The organism is Paenibacillus aurantiacus (assembly GCF_042431225.1).
Lineage (GTDB): Bacteria > Bacillota > Bacilli > Paenibacillales > Paenibacillaceae > Paenibacillus_Z > Paenibacillus_Z aurantiacus.
This window is the reverse complement of record NZ_JBHMDO010000002.1, coordinates 15,119-34,546: the sequence shown is the minus strand read 5'-3', so window position 1 is coordinate 34,546 and position 19,428 is coordinate 15,119. Positions and strand designations below refer to the sequence as shown.

At 44.2% G+C, this 19,428-nt stretch carries 18 protein-coding genes; 15 read left to right on the top strand and 3 right to left on the bottom strand.

Annotation, left to right across the window (positions count from 1 at the left end; genetic code table 11):
• The first annotated feature begins 70 nt into the window (after positions 1-70).
• The 9 genes from ACFFSY_RS00490 (at position 71) to ACFFSY_RS00450 (ending at position 6,165) form a co-directional block, all read left to right on the top strand.
• Complete coding sequence (locus ACFFSY_RS00490; RefSeq protein WP_377488282.1) at positions 71-1,264, top strand: ABC transporter substrate-binding protein; 1,194 nt, start codon at positions 71-73, stop codon at positions 1,262-1,264.
• A complete protein-coding gene (locus ACFFSY_RS00485; RefSeq protein WP_377488279.1) occupies positions 1,261-1,689 on the top strand; it encodes a TlpA family protein disulfide reductase in 429 nt (142 codons plus the stop codon). Before ACFFSY_RS00490 ends, ACFFSY_RS00485 begins: the two co-directional genes overlap by 4 nt.
• Positions 1,690-1,971: 282 nt before the next feature.
• A complete protein-coding gene (locus tag ACFFSY_RS00480; protein WP_377488276.1) occupies positions 1,972-2,166 on the top strand; it encodes a hypothetical protein in 195 nt (64 codons plus the stop codon).
• Positions 2,167-2,221: 55 nt separating this feature from the next.
• Positions 2,222-2,416 (top strand): hypothetical protein, encoded by a 195-nt coding sequence (locus tag ACFFSY_RS00475; protein ID WP_377488276.1) that lies wholly within the window; start codon positions 2,222-2,224, stop codon positions 2,414-2,416.
• Between the two features lie 137 nt (positions 2,417-2,553).
• Positions 2,554-3,033, top strand: a complete 480-nt coding sequence (locus tag ACFFSY_RS00470; RefSeq protein WP_377488273.1) for a hypothetical protein — start codon at positions 2,554-2,556, stop codon at positions 3,031-3,033.
• A complete protein-coding gene (locus ACFFSY_RS00465; RefSeq protein WP_377488270.1) occupies positions 3,030-4,832 on the top strand; it encodes an ABC transporter ATP-binding protein in 1,803 nt (600 codons plus the stop codon). The genes ACFFSY_RS00470 and ACFFSY_RS00465 overlap by 4 nt, the downstream gene beginning before the upstream one ends.
• 22 nt (positions 4,833-4,854) lie before the next feature.
• A complete protein-coding gene (locus ACFFSY_RS00460) occupies positions 4,855-5,229 on the top strand; it encodes a hypothetical protein (RefSeq protein WP_377488267.1) in 375 nt (124 codons plus the stop codon).
• A gap of 19 nt (positions 5,230-5,248) precedes the next feature.
• Complete coding sequence (locus tag ACFFSY_RS00455) at positions 5,249-5,746, top strand: MauE/DoxX family redox-associated membrane protein (protein WP_377488264.1); 498 nt, start codon at positions 5,249-5,251, stop codon at positions 5,744-5,746.
• Positions 5,743-6,165, top strand: a complete 423-nt coding sequence (locus tag ACFFSY_RS00450) for a hypothetical protein (protein ID WP_377488261.1) — start codon at positions 5,743-5,745, stop codon at positions 6,163-6,165. Before ACFFSY_RS00455 ends, ACFFSY_RS00450 begins: the two co-directional genes overlap by 4 nt.
• A gap of 214 nt (positions 6,166-6,379) precedes the next feature.
• Here the strand turns inward: ACFFSY_RS00450 and ACFFSY_RS00445 are convergent, their stop codons facing one another.
• Positions 6,380-6,634 carry an Rpn/YhgA-type helix-turn-helix domain-containing protein gene (locus tag ACFFSY_RS00445; protein ID WP_377488258.1) on the bottom strand — a complete coding sequence of 85 codons (255 nt, stop codon included), beginning with the start codon at positions 6,632-6,634 and terminating at the stop codon, positions 6,380-6,382.
• 646 nt (positions 6,635-7,280) lie between these two features.
• On the opposite strand from ACFFSY_RS00445, the gene dndB reads away from it, so the two are divergent.
• From dndB to ACFFSY_RS00415, 6 genes are all read left to right on the top strand, one after another.
• A complete protein-coding gene (dndB, locus tag ACFFSY_RS00440) occupies positions 7,281-8,375 on the top strand; it encodes a DNA sulfur modification protein DndB (protein ID WP_377488255.1) in 1,095 nt (364 codons plus the stop codon).
• 2 nt (positions 8,376-8,377) lie between these two features.
• A complete protein-coding gene (gene dndC, locus ACFFSY_RS00435; protein ID WP_377488252.1) occupies positions 8,378-9,757 on the top strand; it encodes a DNA phosphorothioation system sulfurtransferase DndC in 1,380 nt (459 codons plus the stop codon).
• On the top strand, positions 9,754-11,769 hold the full coding sequence (gene dndD / locus ACFFSY_RS00430; protein ID WP_377488249.1) for a DNA sulfur modification protein DndD: 2,016 nt from the start codon (positions 9,754-9,756) through the stop codon (positions 11,767-11,769). Before dndC ends, dndD begins: the two co-directional genes overlap by 4 nt.
• Entirely contained in the window at positions 11,753-12,136 is a 384-nt protein-coding gene (dndE, locus tag ACFFSY_RS00425; RefSeq protein ID WP_377488246.1) for a DNA sulfur modification protein DndE, read from the top strand. Before dndD ends, dndE begins: the two co-directional genes overlap by 17 nt.
• Entirely contained in the window at positions 12,137-13,264 is a 1,128-nt protein-coding gene (locus ACFFSY_RS00420) for a cysteine desulfurase family protein (RefSeq protein ID WP_377488242.1), read from the top strand.
• Positions 13,265-13,357: 93 nt separating this feature from the next.
• The gene (locus ACFFSY_RS00415; protein ID WP_377488239.1) at positions 13,358-14,362 is read left to right on the top strand and encodes a nuclease-related domain-containing protein; all 1,005 of its coding nucleotides are present in this window, start codon (positions 13,358-13,360) and stop codon (positions 14,360-14,362) included.
• On the opposite strand, the gene ACFFSY_RS00410 is transcribed toward ACFFSY_RS00415, so the two are convergent.
• The gene (locus ACFFSY_RS00410) at positions 14,354-16,426 is read right to left on the bottom strand and encodes a UvrD-helicase domain-containing protein (protein ID WP_377488236.1); all 2,073 of its coding nucleotides are present in this window, start codon (positions 16,424-16,426) and stop codon (positions 14,354-14,356) included. The genes ACFFSY_RS00415 and ACFFSY_RS00410 overlap by 9 nt on opposite strands.
• Positions 16,420-19,323 carry a PD-(D/E)XK nuclease family protein gene (locus ACFFSY_RS00405; protein ID WP_377488233.1) on the bottom strand — a complete coding sequence of 968 codons (2,904 nt, stop codon included), beginning with the start codon at positions 19,321-19,323 and terminating at the stop codon, positions 16,420-16,422. Before ACFFSY_RS00405 ends, ACFFSY_RS00410 begins: the two co-directional genes overlap by 7 nt.
• Positions 19,324-19,428: the final 105 nt, after the last annotated feature.

The following is a 19,428-nucleotide window of genomic DNA, read 5'->3' as shown; positions in this document are numbered from 1 at the left end:
CATGCTATGCATCATGCCTCTGGCAGGATGTATTAGCGCGGAAACCGATTCCGCTGTGGAGAACGTCGATATGCCCGAAACCGTGCTGACCGTATACTCCCAGTTCGAGGACCAGGTCTTTTACAGATATTACGGGAATTTGATTCTGCAGCAGTTTCCCAACGTTAGCTTTAACCTGATTCAGTCGCAGGCCGCAACGCCGGAAGAAGCAGCCAAAGATGTGATGACCTACAAGCCAGATCTCGTTATGACGTGGAAATCGAATTTTCAAGAACTATCGAAGCAGGGAATGCTCTCCGATCTGACGCCTTTCATGAAGTCGGGCACCTTGAAGGAAGAGGATTACTATCCGGAGATGATTCGCGGGCTCAAAAACGAAGATAACCAATTAATCGGCCTGTCGCCTTTGGTCAATGTGTACGGGGTCTTTTACAACAAAAGCCTCTTTGACGCCAAGCATATCGCCTATCCCTCCGATCGCATGTCCTGGGAAGAAATCCTGCAGCTTGCGAAGCGGTTCTCGGGCTCAGGCGCGACGGGTTTGATGGGACGTAGTCCGACCGGCGTCTTAAGGGACATCGTGAAAGCGAAAGGCTTAACCATTATCGACAAGCAAAATGATACCTTGCAATTTAACCAAACGGATTGGACTGCGGCGCTGCGCACGGTTCTCGAGCTGAAACCGGATCAGGTTCAGAAAGGCTCGGAAGAACTCTTCCTGCAGGGGAAATCAGCCATGTATGTTGGCATGCTGCACATGATTCCCAAGCTTGAGCAGCAAGCGTTCAATTGGGGGGTTGTCACGACGCCGGTGGACGGTAACGCGAGAGATTACATCAACGACATTTTCTTCAACGATATTATCGGCATTCCGAAGGAAGCCGTGAACAAGGAAATCGCTTGGGAAATCCTGCAATATATCATGAGCGATGACGCCGTTGCCTATTTGCAGCGCAACAGCAATACGGGGGCGGTCTCCACCCTGATGAACCGTATGAATCAACAGTATGGTTCCGTGGATCTCTCGGCATTCTGGCAGCAAACCATCGACGACAGACCCTATCTTGGGCGACATGTGTCATCCGCTTTCGTCGATCAATTCGATGGGATGATGGATACCGTTCTTACGGAGGCTGCCGCGAATAACAAGAGCGCGGAAGCGAGTCTGAAAGAAATCGAAGCGCGAGGCCAACTGATCTATCAAGCGGAACGATCGAGCGCGGCAACCGAGGGGACGAACGAAACGGAGGAGGAACGACAATGAGCACGGCTTCCATAACGCAGCAAGGGCTGGCGGCGGGCAGCATGGTGAAGATGCAGGCGTACACGGATCACAAGTCCGACATCGTCAACATACCGGATGAGGGGGTGCGAATCCTGTTCTTTATCTCCTTGCATTGCATGCACTGCATCGACTTGACGCCGGAAATCTCGGAAATCGCGCGTGCGGTTCCGGATGCGGGCTTCACGGTATTCTCGACGGGCGAGCGAGAGGATAACCAGGAGATGGCGGGCTACTTCGATTGGGACTTCTCGGTCATTAGCGCGAGCCAAGAAGAGATGGAGAACCAATTTGGCATCACCATGCTGCCGGCGATGGTGCTGCTTCGGGACGGCGTCGTCCAGCTGACCGGCGTGGTGTACAACAAGGACGACTTCTTCAAGCTTACCCATAAAGTGTTACCGTAGCACCGAGAGAATGACAGGAGAGGAGGTGAGAAACATGGCTTGCAGTTGCCTGGATTCGACGTACGATATGACGCTTTCCGATTTGTCGACCGCTTGCGTATACGGAGGTTGCACGTGGGGGAGTAACAACTACTCCAAGATTTTGAAGGCGACAAAGAATAAAACCTGCACGAAAAACGGAAGCAGCTCGACATCCACATGCACGGTGGATGCAGGATGCTGCTCGTAAGCTCGACGCGCCAAACCAATCCAAAAAAACGAACCTTAAAGGAGACATGAAACATGGCTTGCTCTTGCCCGGATTCGACGTACGATATGACGCTTTCCGATTTGTCGACCGCTTGTGTATACGGAGGCTGCACGTGGGGGAGTAACAACTACTCCAAGATTTTGAAGGCAACGAAGAACAAAACCTGCACGAAGAACGGATCCAGCTCGACATCCACATGCACGGTGGACGCAGGCTGCTGCGCGTAAGCTCGACGCGCCAAACCAATCCAAAAAAAAACGAACCTTAAAGGAGACATGAAACATGGCTTGCTCTTGCCCGGATTCGACGTACGATATGACGCTTTCCGATTTGTCGACCGCTTGCGTATACGGAGGCTGCACGTGGGGGAGTAACAACTACTCCAAAATTTTGAAGGCAACGAAGAACAAAACCTGCACGAAGAACGGAAGCAGCTCGACATCCACATGCACGGTGGACGCAGGCTGCTGCGCGTAAGATCGGTATTAGGCGTTTACGTGTATATCCATCGATGGGGAAGAGTGAGGGCTCTTCTCCATCCTTAATCTTACTTTTCTTGCTTGAGTTTAACATAGCCGAATTATTTTTTCAATTTTGTTTGGGGGGAGAAAACCATGGCCGAGAAAGAAATGCTGCATCGGAGGTTCCTGAAATCGTCGACGACGGAATACGAACTGGGGACGTTCCTTCCCGAGCGCGTCACGCTGCGTCAGAACGAGGACCCGATTGATCTGACCTCCGTCGCGAAAACCGGGAATGGGAGCGTTCTGTTCTTCATTAGTTCCTCTTGCGAAGCCTGCAATGCGGAGGCCGTACGAGAGGCGATTCAGACTTATCCCGAATTTTCGTATATCGTCTTCTATGAAGGTTCCCGCAATCCGATTCCATCGGCTTTCCTGGAAAGCCGTCATGTTGCGCACCATTCGTTTCAGATTGACTTGCTCGTCAAGAACATGAACTTGAACATGCTGCCTTATCAGCTGGTGCTGAACCAAGTCGGACAGGTGATCGCTGCCGGAATTATCAATACGTTACCCATGATTGAAGACTTGATGATGCCCCTCATTCGAGCGGCAGGGAAAATCAAACAATGAAAAGTTTCGGCCGCGTAATGCGCATGGCGGCGGACTCCTTTATCGCCATCTATCAACTCCGTCCGTTCACCGTATCGCTCATGGTGTTCGTTACGATCGTAAGCGCCTGCTATTCTTATGCCAGCGTGTATCTATCGAAGGTGCTGCTTGATTCGATCGTCGACATGAAGCAGTCCGCCATTCTATGGAGTCTAAGTCTGCTGACCGGCTTTCAATTGTTGAAATTGATTTTGGAAGCCATATCCTCCATGCAGACCGTCAAGTTAAGCATCGCTTTCTCCGGCAAGAGCGATGAGGCCTTGATCGAGCACAACGCCAAGCTGGAGCTGCTCGCCAAAGAATCGCCTTCCTTCCAAGGGGATTTCTCCTACTTGAAATTCGCGGACAACAAAATTTACGAAAACTATCTGAAGGTGCTTCAGTTAATGGCGCAGTTGATCGTGTTCGCCTCCATCCTTCAGTTTCTGACCGGCACGTATTACGTGTTCAGCCTGCTGGCCGTGGCGGTTGGCATCCTCAAAGGGGTGGTCGACCTCGTGACCGTCAAGAAGAGAGTGTCCCTGAATACGGAGATCGAATCCAGTTTAATTAGACCGATGTACTACTACAACTTGCTCACGGGCGTGGACAGTCAAAAAGAACTGACCTTATATGGCGCCACCTCTTATTTCAAACAAAAATGGATCGCCGAACGGGATCGGATCGACGCGAAGAAGATCGCGCTCGATAAAATGGACAAACGCAACTTTTTGTACAAAGAATTGTTGACCATCGTCGGTTCGGTATTTGTTATCATGCTGCTCGTCATCTTGATCGCGAACCAGCAGTTATCGGTAGGGCACTACATTGCGGTGACGATGGCCGTCGCCATGATCGTCAACGTCATCTCGGTGATTATTCAAGATTACAGCGGACTATTCGAGAATTTGAAGTACGTGGACAAAGCAAATGACATGCGAACCAGCATTGCGAATAAAAGCGTTTCGAAACCATCCGGGGCGACCGTTCCCTTCCGGTTGGACCAGAAAATAACGGTTTCTAATCTCTATTTTAAGTACCCCAATAGCCAGACCGCCACCTTGAAGAATATCACTATGACCATCCATAAAGGCGAGACGATCGCGCTGCTGGGCGAGAATGGATCGGGGAAGACGACCTTGGTGAAATTGCTGCTCGGACTCTATAAAGTCGAGGATCATCGGGCCATTACGTTCGACGAGATGCCGATCAATCAGTTTGATGACCATAGCCTGCATGCGAGCACGAGCGCCGTATTTCAAGACTTCATCAAGTATCAAACGAATATCCGGGAGAACGTGGCGATCGGAGACCTTGCGTCCGTCCAGGATGATGCGAAGTTAGAGGGCCTCTTGAGGAAAGTGAATTTCGATAAAGCTTTGCCTCAAGGGCTCGAAACGCCGCTTGGGTTTATCGATCTGGCTTCGATCAACCTATCGGGCGGACAGTGGCAGAAGCTCGCCTTATCGCGCGTGTTCATGAAAGAGAAGCCGGAGCTGGTCATTTTCGACGAACCGACGTCCGCCTTGGATCCCTTGGCCGAATTGAAGGTCATTCACGAAGTGCTGGATTACTGCCGCGATACCACGACCATCGTCATCTCCCATCGCGTCGGCATCGGAAGGAAGGCCGATAAAATCTGCGTCATGCAGCAGGGCGAAATCGTCGAGTTCGGGACGCACGAGGAGCTGCTTCAGCGTAAGCAGGCCTATTACGAAATGTGGAACACGCAAAAAGAGTGGTACGAGGAAGAGCGGACGCCGCTCGCTTTAACGTCATAACCAACCATAGGAGGGCTTGTCCATGCATTGTCAGATCCTGATTTGCGATCAGATACGGGTCGAACAGAAACGTCATATTTTGGGGAAAGTCATCAATTCGGTGAGCGTGCCGGTGTTTCCCTATATGATCCAATTTTCCTTGCTGCTGAAAATCTACGAGATCCCCGAGGGGGAGGACATTCTGACCGAATTCCGCGTGGTGGACGCCGAAGGGCGCGTGCTGGGTTCGCCGGGCACCTTCGTCCATCGCAATTACCGAGACGCGCAGGCCGTGCCCGGCGTCGACCAGAACTTTGACCTAAAAGTATTGGTCGAAGACGAAGGGAATATCTTCCTTGAATGCTACATCAACCAAGAGAAGAAAAACTGGTACCCGATTCATGTGAAAGCGGGCTAGACCGCTAGGGGGATCTTAGATGGCCGTATGGCTTGGAACCGTGATTGCCTTTGTATTTTTTTCCTCGTCCCTTTCGAAGCTGATGAATGTCCTGGATTTCCGCATGGAGCTTAGCGTTTATCGAATCCCCTACCGGTGGACGTTCGTCTTGGCTTGGTTGGTTCTGCTCTTCGAAATGGTGCTGGCCGGACTCTTCTTATGGGAGGATGGCTTCACCGGTTGGAAACATGGCGCAGGGATCGCGTTCATCGTGGTTCTAACGGGGGCCACGGTCATGAAGAACGGGCTCAAGAGCAACACATGCAGCTGCTTCGGGGCTAACCATCCGTTAAGCCGGTTCCCGGTGCAGCGTAATGCGGTGATCGTCGCGCTGATGTTCATTCATCTCCTGCTTCCGCACGCCTCCGCGTCCGGGTCATCCTTGACCCTCTCCATCCTGGTCATCGTGAACGCGGCTTTTCTGTTGGAGAACATCAAATCGACGCAATTGGTCGGGGTTGGGGGACAAGAAGGGTGAGTATATTATGGATCGTCGGCTTAACCGTCGTGTTCGGCTTTAATCTTGCGGTCTATCTCCGCTTGAACGCGAAGAAAACGAAAATTATCGGGTCGCTGTTCAACGCTGTGGAGCAGATGAGGCCCAATCAAGCAACGGAAGCGGTGCTCCTCGTCGATCCGCACCTTGCGGCCGACACCGAATCGCACATCGCCCAATTGCCTCCGGGGTGGGTCATCCTATTCAACGGGCCCGAATGGCTTTACGCGATCAAGCGAAGGAAGTGGGGGCAGCGCTGTCTGCTCGCGCAGCAGGTCCTTGGCGAGCGAAAGCTGAACCTGCTCAAAGGGCAGATGGCGATTATGAAGCGAGACGAGCGGTACACGCAATTCTATGAAATTGCGCCGTTGATTAAGTTTAAGAGTGGTCAGGGGGCTTAGGGATAAGCCCTGATGACAAACAAAAAGAAGCTTTTCCTTGTAAGAATGGAGGTACAGCGAGTCATTCAGCAAAGGGGAGGCTTTTTTGACCCATGACGAAAAGAGACGATCGTCGTTCGCAAAGGTCCCCGCTGTCCGCCCCGGGCCAGCTTGGTCTTATCGGGGGCAGTATGGTTAGTTGCACCAAAACAAGGCTGTGCAGGAGATATCACTCCTACTCAGCCTTATTTGCATGGGTATTTAAATGTGCCAAGTCTTTCTCCGAGAGTCCCGTGAGATCCAGAATCTCAGCTTTGCTCATGCCTCGATTCAACATCTTTTGCGCGATTTCCAATTTACCTTCCGCTCTAGCGCCTTCTAACATTGATGCTCGATCATGGAGCGCTTTTGATGATTGTCTGCGAAATTCGGCATTTTGACGCAGGAATTCTGAGACGGTCATGGGTTTATCCAGATTTGGTTTATCCATTTCAGTACCTCCAATATTGGCTGGTCGCCGTTATCACCGTTTTAGAAGTACGGTAGCCTCCCTTGTTCCAGAAATATGCAAAAACGTTTAAGGTATGAAAATCACCTATCGGCTAGCGGCTTTTGGTAGTTTTATATACGAAACCGAAGGGGAGTTTGAGTGATGTTCCCGTATACAAACAGTGCCCTTCCAACTTCCTACTGATCAGCGAATGAGCAGTTTACTTTCTCAACTTATATGGAACCGCAGTATCTTAGTTATATTGCCAGACGCGTAATGCATCCATTGCCATAGCACTTTGTCTAGCGCTAATTGATCCGAAGCCCCAGATTTTTGTATTACTGGCGACATATGCAGGATATTACAAACCTGATTGTTGATAGATTATCTTTTTATCCGAATATTCTTTATTGCCTACTTGCCCAGAGACTGCTTTGAATAGATTCACCTTTTTTAATGGCCCCAATGTAGAAGCATATTGAAATCGTAGATAGTCTGTTAAATCCTCAGTATTCTTCGATAACCTTGATAAAATCCTGCCTTATAGCTTTAAAATGTTACGAATTCCTGTAAACTGTTGACCATATTAATCACTTTCGGTAACATAGAAGTCAAACTATACGTACGTAATAAGGTGGTTTTACAGATGGACGCAACGTTTAGCTACAGTTTTCCAGCGCTTCGTGGGATACAGGCAGCTGGCGAATTTTATGTTGTAATGTGTCCGTTGAAGTTGATTCCAAAAATCTTTCTATTTGATGAAGAAGAGATACCGCCTGAGTTCCGAGCGCAGAGGACAATAAACAGGTCGCGTATACCTGAAATATCGAGTTATATATTGGACAACCCAACAGACTATGTATTCAGTTCTTTGACTGCTTCGGTAGATGGACAAATGAAGTTTAAACCATACACTGACGACCCGGATTTTCAGAATTTAGGTCGACTCTTTATTTCACTTGATGCACGTTTTCTTATTAACGATGGTCAACATCGACGCGCAGCTATTGAAGAAGCACTCAAAATTACGCCTGAATTAGGACAAGAGAATATTTCGGTTGTATTCTTTAAGGATGATGGATTACGGAAAAGTCAGCAAATATTTGCAGATTTAAACCGACATGCCGTAAATACAACGTCATCACTTGGAATACTGTATGAACATCGAGATCAGCTAGCAAATATTACGAAAGAAATTGTAGGGCAAGTCAAAGTATTGGAGAGATACACGGACAAAGAGAGGCAGTCTCTTTCGAAATTCACACCGAAACTCTTTGTGCTTAGTAACATTTATAATACAAACAGCAAATTGATAAATAAACGAAAAGGCGAACTGATTACAAATCAGGAAAGCGCCTTTTTATTTCAATTTTGGGACAAGCTTTGCCAAGCCATTAATGAATGGAACTTAGTTTTAGAGAAAAAGTTGAGTCCGACTGAATTCCGGGCTAATTATATCAATGCGCATGGTACGTTCCTTGAAGCCGTCGGTTTGGTGGGAAATCATTTGATGACGAATCATCCGGACGATTGGGAAAGTTACATTGAACGCTTAGGGGAACTGGATTGGAGCAGAACAAACTCAGAGTGGCTTGGACGTGCGTATGGACATACTGGGAGAATTAGCAAAAGCGGAGATGCGATCCAGCTTACAGCTAACCTTATAAAGCATAAACTCGGGTTGCCGCTAACCAAGCACGAGCAGCAAGTGGAGAACAAATTGAAAGCGGGTGAAGCGTGACTATGTTTTTAGTATTTGACAAAACAGACGAAACGATTCAAAACATTCAAAAGGTATATCTTATGGACTCATTGCCGTGGGTTGTAGGATACAGTGGCGGAAAAGACTCGACAGTTCTTGTGCAACTTGTTTTTCAAGCTATTCAGAAGCTTCCGGAAGAAAAGAGACACAAAAAAGTTTACATCATTTCCTCTGATACATTAGTGGAAACGCCATTGATTATTGCTTCAATAAACAAAACGCTTATGCGCATTCAAACAAAAGCGCTTGAATTAGACCTACCCATTGAAACACATAAAGTTCGTCCAGAGATTGAAAAAAGCTTCTGGTCTTCAATTATTGGAAAAGGCTATCCTTCGCCTCGGCAAAAGTTTCGTTGGTGTACTGACCGTATGAAAATTGATCCTGCGAACAAATTTATTAAGGATAAAGTAGATCAATTCGGTGAGGTTATTATGGTTCTTGGAGTACGTGACTCGGAGAGCGCTACGCGTGCGCAGGTAATGGAGAATCATACAATTGAAGGTAAGGTGCTTATGCGCCATTCAACGCTTTCTAACGCCTATGTCTATGCGCCAATACGCCATTTCGAATTAGATGATGTTTGGAACTATCTGTTGACTGAAGAGTCGCCTTGGGGCAATGACAATCATGAACTTCATGCGCTTTATCAGAATTCAAGTGGTGGTGAGTGTCCGCTAATTGTAGATAAAGACATTAAAGAATCTGCGGGATCATGTGGCAATAGCCGTTTTGGCTGCTGGACATGTACTGTGGTTGCTGAGGATAAAGCGCTGAACGGATTTATTGAATCCGGTGAAGAATGGCTGAGGCCGCTTGCTAAATATCGTAAGTGGTTATCCGAAATTCGGGAAGACCGTGATATGCGCGAAAAAAGAAGAATGAACGGTAGTATTTATTTTGTGGGACGTGGAGAAGAACGTGAGCTTGGTTTGGGACCATTTACACTCGAAGCACGCAAAACTATTTTACGTGAGTTGTTAAAGACCCAGATAAAAGTACAGAACCCCTACGATCCGTCCTATGAACTTATTACAGTTGAAGAGTTAAAACATATCAGGAAGCTCTGGATTGAAGAAGGCGATTGGAACGACAGTTTACCAAAAATATATCAAGAAATAGTAGGTACAGATTTAGATTGGGAATATAATGAGCGTCCTCTTTTTGAAGATGACCAAATTACCGAACTCGAATTTCTGTGCAATGAGCATGGGGTCAGCATGCAACTTATGAAAAAGCTTGTTAACGTCGAGAAAAACTACAGCGGCTATCGTGTTCGGCGGGGTTTATTCCAAGAGTTTGATAAGATCCTCAAACAGGACTGGTTACATTACGGAAAGGTTGAAGGTTACAAGGAATGAAGATTAATCGACTACAACTAGAGAATATTGGAGCTTTCTGGGGCAGGGGATATAACTTTGACCTTAGAACACCTGGTAAATCAAAAAATGTTGTTTTATTTGGCGGCAAAAATGGTTCGGGTAAAACCACAATTTTGGAGGCTATCCGACTTGCCCTCTATGGCACTTTTGCGTTTGGACTAAAAAATGAATCACCTGCTTATTTTGAAAAGATCGAAGCTCGCCTCAACACACATGCCCTGAAATCGAATCTGCGACATTATTCTATTAACATTGATGTGGAAATAGTAGAGGACTGGAAAAAATACGAGTATACAATATCCCGTGCGTGGTCACGGACTAAGACATCATTAAAAGAAGATTTAAAATTATATCGAGATGGTTTCATAATAGATGACGAATCAGAGATCGATTTGTTCTTTTCCAGGCTACGGGAAGAAACGCCACCTCAGCTTCTGGAGTTTTGTTTGTTCGATGGTGAAAAGATTTCACAGGTGGTTTCAAAAGAAACCTTATCGGATTACCTTCAACAAACTGCAAAAGTAATGTTTAATTTGGATCTTTTTGAGAGTCTGGAATCGGATTTAAATAGCTATTTAAAGCAAGATGATATAATGGGAACCTTATCGGATGAAGAGAAAAAGCTATTGGATCTTGAAAATGAAAGAAATAATATTGAGAGTCAGTATGAGCAACATCTACGGGAAATAAATGAAATTGAAATAAAAATCGAAGATACAAATGCTCAACTAGAAGATCATAATAGGCTTTTTAACGTTCATGGTGGACTGGTTAAAGAACGTAGAGATACCCTTATTAACGAAATAAACACCATTGAAAATCAACGATATCTTAAAATGGAAAAAAACCGAGAAATGGTGCAGTCACTTCTCCCATTCGTTCTAGTTAAAGATCTTGTCGCCGCAACTTTGGAACAGATGCAACGAGAGTCTAAAAACGAAGTGAAAAACAATGTGATGTCCATAGTGAAAAGCTCTGATATGCAAGCTGTATTGAGGGCTAATATGGGCTTGAATGATGTGTCAGTGGACACATCGAATAAAATCTTGATGGGCTTGTTAAATCTCATTTCCAATGAAGACGATCGAGTTATTCATAATGCTTCAAGTCTCCAACGTGCGGAAATTGAAGCGTTTTTTAATCAGCTAGCTTCATTTAACCCAGATGAAATGCTTAATGATTTTAAAGTCAATTCAGAACTGCTAAAGAAGGTCCAAAAACTAAAAAAGCAAATTGATAAAAATGATTCTTCGAGTGAATTAAAAGAATTAATCGAAAACATTCGGGATACTGAAAACGAAGTTAAGATGCTCGCAATGAAGAAAAAACAACTTCAAGAAGTTGTTATCCTCGTTCAAGCACAACTGGAAGATAAATCGAAAGCATATGAGACTCAAAAAGAAAAAGTAATTGACACAAAAAAAGCTGGCAACATTTTTGAAATCACCACTCGTGTATTGGACGTCAGCAGAAGTTTTCGGACTAAACAAATTCGCAAAAAATTACAACAAGTGGAACAACAAGCTGCACACATGCTGCAGATGATTTTTCGGAAAGAGCTCTTTGTTACGCGTGTGAAGATACATCCTGAGACATTTCAACTTCGGATCTTCAACAATGCTCAAGATGAGATCAATATTGAAAGTCTGTCCGCAGGTGAAAAGCAAATATTGCTTCTTTCGACGGTTTGGGCAATGGCGATGTGCTCGAATCGCCGGCTGCCATTTGTGTTTGATACACTACTTGGAAGACTGGATCAAACACATAAAAAGAGTATCATCGAAGCATTTATTCCTCGGTGCGGTGAACAAGTAATTATTCTCTCCACCGACTCAGAGATAAATGAAGAGAACTTCTCATTAATTGAACCGATTCTAGCTAAAACTTATACAATTGACTATGATACTGAGAGATCAACAGTCAAATGGAATACCGATTATTTTCATATGTCAATGAAACAGGAGGAGCTGTCGCATGAACTTCAGACTTAGGACATCAAAAAAAACAGGCGACAAACTAAAAGAGCTCCAAGATAAAATTAGACTGACACCAAATATTCTTTGCCGATACGCCGTCATTCTTTCGCTTAGAAACCCGGAACCGGTCGTCAATTTTGTTAAAGATACATCTGGACTAGAGTTCAATAGAAATACCCTCACAGGAACATATGACTTTGTTTTTAAGGCGTTGATCGCTCAGCGCCTTGAAAGGCAAATCACCGACGAAGAGTATTTTCCGGATCTATTTAATGCTCATCTAGAGCGTGGCATTACAATGCTCGAAAACGAGTATGACTACGCCGGCAATCAAGAAAAGATGATTGTTAATTTACTGACCAAATTACCGGGAGTGGGTTGAATGATCTATTTTGACAATAGTGCAACAACCAAGATAGATCCTCGTGTGGTTGATGCGATGCTTCCCTATCTGTATGAAGAGTACGGAAACCCCTCAAGCAAATATTATTCGCTGGCAATGCATGCAAAAGACGCTGTCGAAGCTTCTCGCGCTCAGGTGGCTAAATTATTTGGTTGCGATTCTGATGAAGTTATATTCACTTCCGGTGCTACGGAAAGTAACAATTTGATATTAAAAGGGGTCATGGAAACTTACGGAGGGAAGAAGCATTCTCTTGCAGTGAGCAAAGTTGAGCATTCTTCCATCCTTGAAGTCGCAGGCTACATGGAACAGCGTGGAATGGAAGTCATGTATATAAACGTTGATTCATACGGGCGTGTGGATGAAACTGCTTTGGCAGCTACCTTAGATATTGAACCGGTATTAGTAAGCGTGCAGTGGGGTAACAATGAGACGGGAGTCTTAAACGATATACGTAGTATGGCAAAGCGTTGTGAAGAGCGAGGTATTCTCTTTCATACAGACGCGACGCAAGTGGTCGGAAAACTCGAGACATCGCCGCTGGAACGTTCAGTTCGGTTTCTTTCACTTTCGGCTCATAAGCTACATGGTCCGAAAGGCATCGGAGCTGCTATTATCAGAAAGGATGAGCTTGGTATAAAAACTAAACTTGCCCCGCTTATTCATGGCGGTGGACAAGAATATAATTATCGAAGTGGTACACTTAGTGTTCATAATATTGTTGGCTTTGGGAAAGCTGCAGAACTTGCCCTACTCAGGCAAGAAGAAATCACAATTAGACTTCAAGAGCTGGAGGAACATCTTAGGCATAAACTTGTAGAGTTGTTCCCAGATATCGTTCGGTTTAATGGCGATGTGACGAATAAAATACCGGGGATCGTAAATGTTCAATTTCGTGGGACTAACAACGAACTTTTGATCAAAAAGTTGTCAGATAGGTACGCCTTATCTACTGGATCAGCATGTAGTTCGAGTAAGCCTTCCCATGTTCTCCACAGCATAGGACTAACTCTAAACGAAATACGTTCTTCTGTAAGAATTTCATTGTCACATATGAATACGATTGAAGAAATTGATTCCTTTTGCGCTTTCCTGACAGCAAAATAATAATTAATGAAGGCGGACCCAATGTTTAAATGTGATTGCGGCGGAGTAAAAGTAGTCGCTTGCTAAACTTAATATGATAAGGAGATTATGGAAGTGGCAATAACTTATCCTGCTTCCCCGACCTTCCAAACTCGTGGGGAGAAGCAGGTTTTTACCTTCTTAAAAAACTCCCTTTCGAACGCTTGGCATTTGTTTTATGAGCCACATGTCGACGATGTAACACCGGACATCGTAGTATTCTCACCATATGCAGGAGCATTAATTATCGAGGTAAAGGATTACGCAACACAAACAATAAAAAGGCTCTCTCCAAACTATTGGGAGCTTTCAGTTGAAGGGCAGACAAAGTCGATACTGTCCCCATATGAACAAGTACGGCACTACAAGCACAAGCTCGCTAAACAGCTTGAAAAGCGTAACGGGTTTTGCGTTAGAGAAGGCATTTATCAAGGGAAGGTTATGTTTCCTATAATGTGCGCATGTTGGTTAGTAAACATCACAGAGCATGATATTGGAGTGATGGGAATTTCAAAAGTCATCCCGGATAAGCTCTTGTTAACCAAGGATCGATTCGAACAGCCCCATGTAATTGAAGACGTGCTTTATGGAATCCTGGCGTCTAAGTTTAAGATAAATGAGGTTTCTACCGGACTAACAAATGAACTGGTGCAGTTTCTTCATCCTAGCCTAAGTGTGCCTGAATATGAGGAGATTCGTAAAGCGTGGTTTCGAACGTTCCAATCGAATATCTTGACGTTTGCAAGTGTGGTTGATGAAGTTTTGTTTATTGCGACAGAAATTCGTCACTTGCGTGCCAAAGGTGTGTCGGATGCATCTATTTCCATTTTTGTACAAGAAAATCGTCATCTTAAGAGAAATTCGATTTTGTTTGATGTAGAGCACATCCTTGCCGATATGGGGGTTAATGGCGTTCGAATCGGCGCACTGAATGATTACTTAACGCCTGACCGGCATACTTATACATTTGTAATGGATCTGAAACCTACAGGAATGGATGAAAAGAAAGAAGCCTCTCTTAGCGAGTTGCTTAGAGAGGCTTCTGGACGTGTTTGGTTTACCAGTTCATGTTTAGAGTAGTTTGAGCCAATTTTGAAAACAAATTGATTTTTTTGGACAGTGTTCGTCTCCGACGAACACTATTTTTTTTTCTGCGCGGGTTAGAGCAACGTAAAAAACACGTAGTTCTTCAGAGTGAAGCTCGTCTTGGTATGGTTGGATCAGTGTATTGTAGCCATTACTATTAATTCGTACACTCCGGTCGCCAAAATACGGTGCATAGCTAAACTCAAGCCCTGTTGTGTGTGAATAAATTATAGGTGGGGCAAGAACCGTTTGACTTACTGCCTCTTCAAGTCGAGGCAGTATGACAATTGGATATTCAAGCCCTTTAGCTTTATGGATTGTAATTAAGGTTACTGCATCAACATTCTCTCCGTCAGCAGTATCCGATTCCTGCTCTTCTTTATGGGAGGCAATCATTAAATGTAGCCAGTTCGTATATTCTTGAAGCTGTATGTTTTCACCGATGCTTAGTTGTCGGGTCAATTCTTTTAGTTTATTTAGATTTGCCACAGCTTTCGGCAAATCGGTTACAAGCCGTTCGCGTACGTTTGTCACTTGATATAGGCGATCAAGCAGCTGAGCAGGTGTCCGTTTTTGAGTAATTGGGACAACATGCTCAGTAATTAGTTTTAATTGCTCCTTATCATTTTGGATATAAATTGTTTCAAGTGCCTCTTCCGCGTAGACGGTATTCGTTGGGGAGAGGATGTAATTTAGGATTTTGTAGGTATCGACTATTTCGCGTTGATTATAAAAATTCCCAGCACCAATTAGCTGACAAGGGATCTTTAATGCCGACAGGGCATTAAAGAAATCCATCATCTGATAATTTTTTCGAAACAAAATGGCAAACTCGCCTGGAGATTTACCTGCTTCAAGCTGCTCTTGTATATAATGGGCAACAAGTTCAGGTTGTGTTCTCCCTTCTTTCTCATTAGACATAATCCACTCATATGCTTCTGCAGTATTGACAGGTAACGTTGGCACTTCCTTGGGTTTCAACGGTTCCGGTTGGAATGAATATTGTGGATTGGCTCCTTTAATGCGCTCAAATAGTGTGTTAACAAGGTAAACTAGTTCTGTAGTGGATCGGAAATTGGTAGAAAGAGAAAGTATTTCTCCTGAACGTTTAATCCATTTCTCCACTTGTTGATATGAGGACAAGTCCGCGCCGCGGAATTGATAGATGGACTGTTTGCTATCACCAACAACAAAGAGCGAAGGACTCTCAGGGGTCCCATCGCAAATCTTCTTAATAATACCCGTTTGGTATAGGGAAGTATCTTGGAACTCGTCTACAAAAATGTACTTGTATGCAGACTTTACATGGCTCACTGAATCAGCGTCCCTACTCAAAAGCTTATAACAATATTCAAGTAAGTTATCAGGATCGAGTGTTTGATATCGAAGCTGTTGATGATAATCAACGACAAGCTCCAGCAGCTCCACAAGTTCCTTTTTATAAGCGCGAATAGCTCCTGTATCAAGCGAAAGTTCTGCTTTGGTTTTCTTTAGAGCATCGGTAATCGAAATTCCTTGTGATCTTAGCATGTGGTATAGTTTTTCAAATACGTTTCGAAAGCGATGATACGGCATGACATTCTCATGCTGAATTTTTTCATTTCGCTTATTTTTTTCAAGATACCATTCTTCAAATGCCCGATCCATTGCTTGGCGCGTTGACGCCTCTGTTACCGAATAATTCGGTGCATAATTAAAGTCCGGATAATGGAGAGGTCCAGCCTGATCTAAGATTGACTTGCAGAACTTATGGATGGTCGAGATTTGAACTGCATTCAAGTTTTCGAGTTCATATCGAAAACGCATTTTGGTATCGGGGTTAGTTGTCTCTTTCCAATGATGATATAGATATAACTTCAAACGAGCAAGCAGGTTCTCAGTTGCTTTGTTCGTAAAGGTAATAACTGCCATATCGGAAATGCTAAGCTCGTTATGTTCTTGAAGCAGACGCAGAATCCTTTGGCTAAGAACTTCCGTTTTACCAGTTCCTGCTCCAGCTTTCACCAAAATGAATTTCTGAGTGGAGTTCACGGCTGCTTGTTGTTCAGTGGTTAGCATGAATCAACCTCTCGCTCACGACAAATTTTGTTAAACGAACAGTACATACAGTGTCCGCCCGTTTGTTTAGGGAAAGAACCTGTAGTGATTCCATTTACCACTTGCTCAAGTGCTTTTATAACACTCGGAGTTCGCTTCTTGAATTCACGCTTAAATGCGGTATACCAGCGCTTCATCTCTTCCATTGTTTCTTTCTCATCATGATCAGATGAGGAGAACGAGAGGATATCTTTTCGATTAGATATGGAATATCGATGTGTTTCCAATCCAAGATACTGAACCTCAAGCTCTCGAATTGACGAGAAGCTAAAATCGTCAACCTGAATGATGTCATCTTGATTGGCAATGGTCATTTGAACTTTAATGATGGAGTTCCCGCGCTGATGAAGTTCGCGAATGAAATTACCATCAAATATAGAATGTAAAAGCGATCTTAAAAAAAAGTCCGTTTGAACACGTATATTGTGCCAAAGGCGGTTGCTAAGTGGAAACAATGGACGTACCATTTGCTCGGCTTCAGCACGTCGCTCGAGAATGACAGCATTCAGTCTGGTTAGTTGTTTTTTTGTATCAATCGATTCTGTGATAGGAAATGACTCTTTTTGAACAAATAGTTCAACGGTCTTTTCGTAAAGACACGACGTTGCGTAAGATTGAAGATGAAACATTTGATTGTAGACATGTTCCTGCGTATATTGGCTTTGATAATAAAAGCGCCTTGGACAATAATGAAATACCGCTACATCCTCAGCTGTGAAGGAACGTCCTATCAGGTTCCAAGGGATAGGTTTTCCTTCACTTAACATTTTAGCCGGAGAATATTTAGATGGTGATTTTAGTATGCGGTTTTCCTCCAAAAGTTGTTCAAGCGTTTTTTCTTTCTTATTAATTAGTCGGTTGCCTTCCTCAATGCGAAACGTTCGGGCAATATCGTGCAAGTAATGCGCTGGCGTTAAAGGTTGACCATTGTCCATTTTAGCGTAAGAGATCGTAAGTTGTATCCGCGGCGCAGACAGGGCAAGATAAATGTGATATATTGACCGATCTAAGTAGAACAAATCCAACGACTTCGTATCAGGAAGCTTAAAAGCGGTCGTATACTGGAGCAGGAGCTGTTCGACTTGTTTTGTTTTTAACCACGTGTATCTTTTTGGCTCTGGATAAATGTCTTGTGTAAAGCGGCAAAGGAACACGTAATCGTAACGCTGGAATTCAACGTTGTTAGGACCAGTAACTAGGATCTCGCGTTTTAAATCAATATCTGTCTCGTCCTCGATTGGCTGTTCACCTGGTTCAAATTCTTCGCTTTCGTTAAAGAGTGCAGACACTCTTGTTCCGAATTCAATACCTGTAATAGGCAGGTTTCGTTGCCCACTTGCAGATGTACTAATGGATTCAATGCGATCCCAAATGTCGGGATCGAGTTCTCGAAAATGTTCGTCCGTTTGAAGACGTGTAATGAGCTGTTGGACATGTTCACTTACACGTGCGATTGGTGCTGAAACCAAGGACAGACTTACCTCGCCCAGGAACTGAACAATCATATTCAGCTCATTGAGTTGATCAAATGTAACGCTATTGAGTGGATGTTGCTCATGTCTCTCTTCCAAAAGTCCCTTCGCCTGCACAAGGTCATTTAATTTGGTCGTAAAATCCTCTATAGAGATGCAATCTTCGAAGAAGCCTTCAACTTTTTCAAAAGCATCAAGCAGCTTTGGACTGTTTTTTAAAATAGAGTCATTCAAAAACACCTTTATGATCTTAGTAGTCATGTAGGTGTTTTTCTCTTTTCGCATATCCACACGAATATCAAAGAGATGCTTGATGGCACGTCCTTGGTTTAAATGAAGTAACGGTCGTTTGGGCAAGTGTACACGGAGATTATACTGTTCAGAAATTTCTCGGATTAAAGGGCGAATTTCCATGACACCGGGTGTAACGAGTACGACTTGTTTAGGTAGAACTCCCTTATGTTTTAGTAGTACATAGATTGATTGCATGATGTAGTGCAGCTCTTCTTCACCGGTTTGAAAACGTAGAATCTGAAGAGAAGTATCTAAATTTGTGGAATTTCCGTTTTGGAATACAAGTTTTGGTAATCGTCTGATGTAAGGAGACTCCGCGTGCTTTGACTGAATAGAGATCCAGTCTGTTTTGGATTTAAAGTTTTCGTACACCCTAGTGATAGCTTTAAGTGCCGGGTGCTCTGGTTGGTCCAAGTCAAATGGAAGTAGTGTAATAATGGGCTTACCCTGGGCGTGAAATTTATCAATGATGACTTGCAGAACCGGCGTTATCGGCAAAAAAGCGCCGTCTAAAACAAGTTCAGCATAGTCAGATATATCGAGAGATTCCAATTGTCGCCTGCAAGTAAGCGATCTATCCGAAACATTAAGCGCCTCAAGTTCTGCCAAGTATGTCTCATAGATGGTTAGAACAAGTTGCCACTTAGCGCTCTGATCAAGTCCGCGAAGAGTTGAGGTCGATAGGCCACTCTGGCTGAACTCCGAAAAAAGATCGTATAGGTCAAAAGTTACGGAAAACCAACTTGGATTGTTGGTGGCAGGATGCGTGGTGATGATGCGCTCAAGCACTACGGTTGCTTCAGCTTTGTTTAAGACGCGCTCAGTTACTTTTTTGAGCAGTGTTTTAACAAAATGATTGATTTCAAAAACATGTACGTATTGGTGGACTTTATCTTCAGACTTCATGTCTTGATTGATTGCGGGGTTGTTTTTTATGGCGTGCTTGAGTTCCTTTGTTTCCAGGTAAAACTGAACACGACGCCGGAACAAGATTAAAGTGGGGGTCAAGTGGAGATAACGTTGGTGTATGATGTCCTTTGTTCTCAAGTAGCTTTCGATATCTTCTGTGTGGGGAGAGCAAAGAATCTCCAAAGTATTTCCTCCTAGTAAAAAAGGTACTAAATTACTATAATGTAGATTATACACTATGTCTAAAGCTTCCGACAGACATCTAGTTACTCGAGAAGAAAAGTGAAG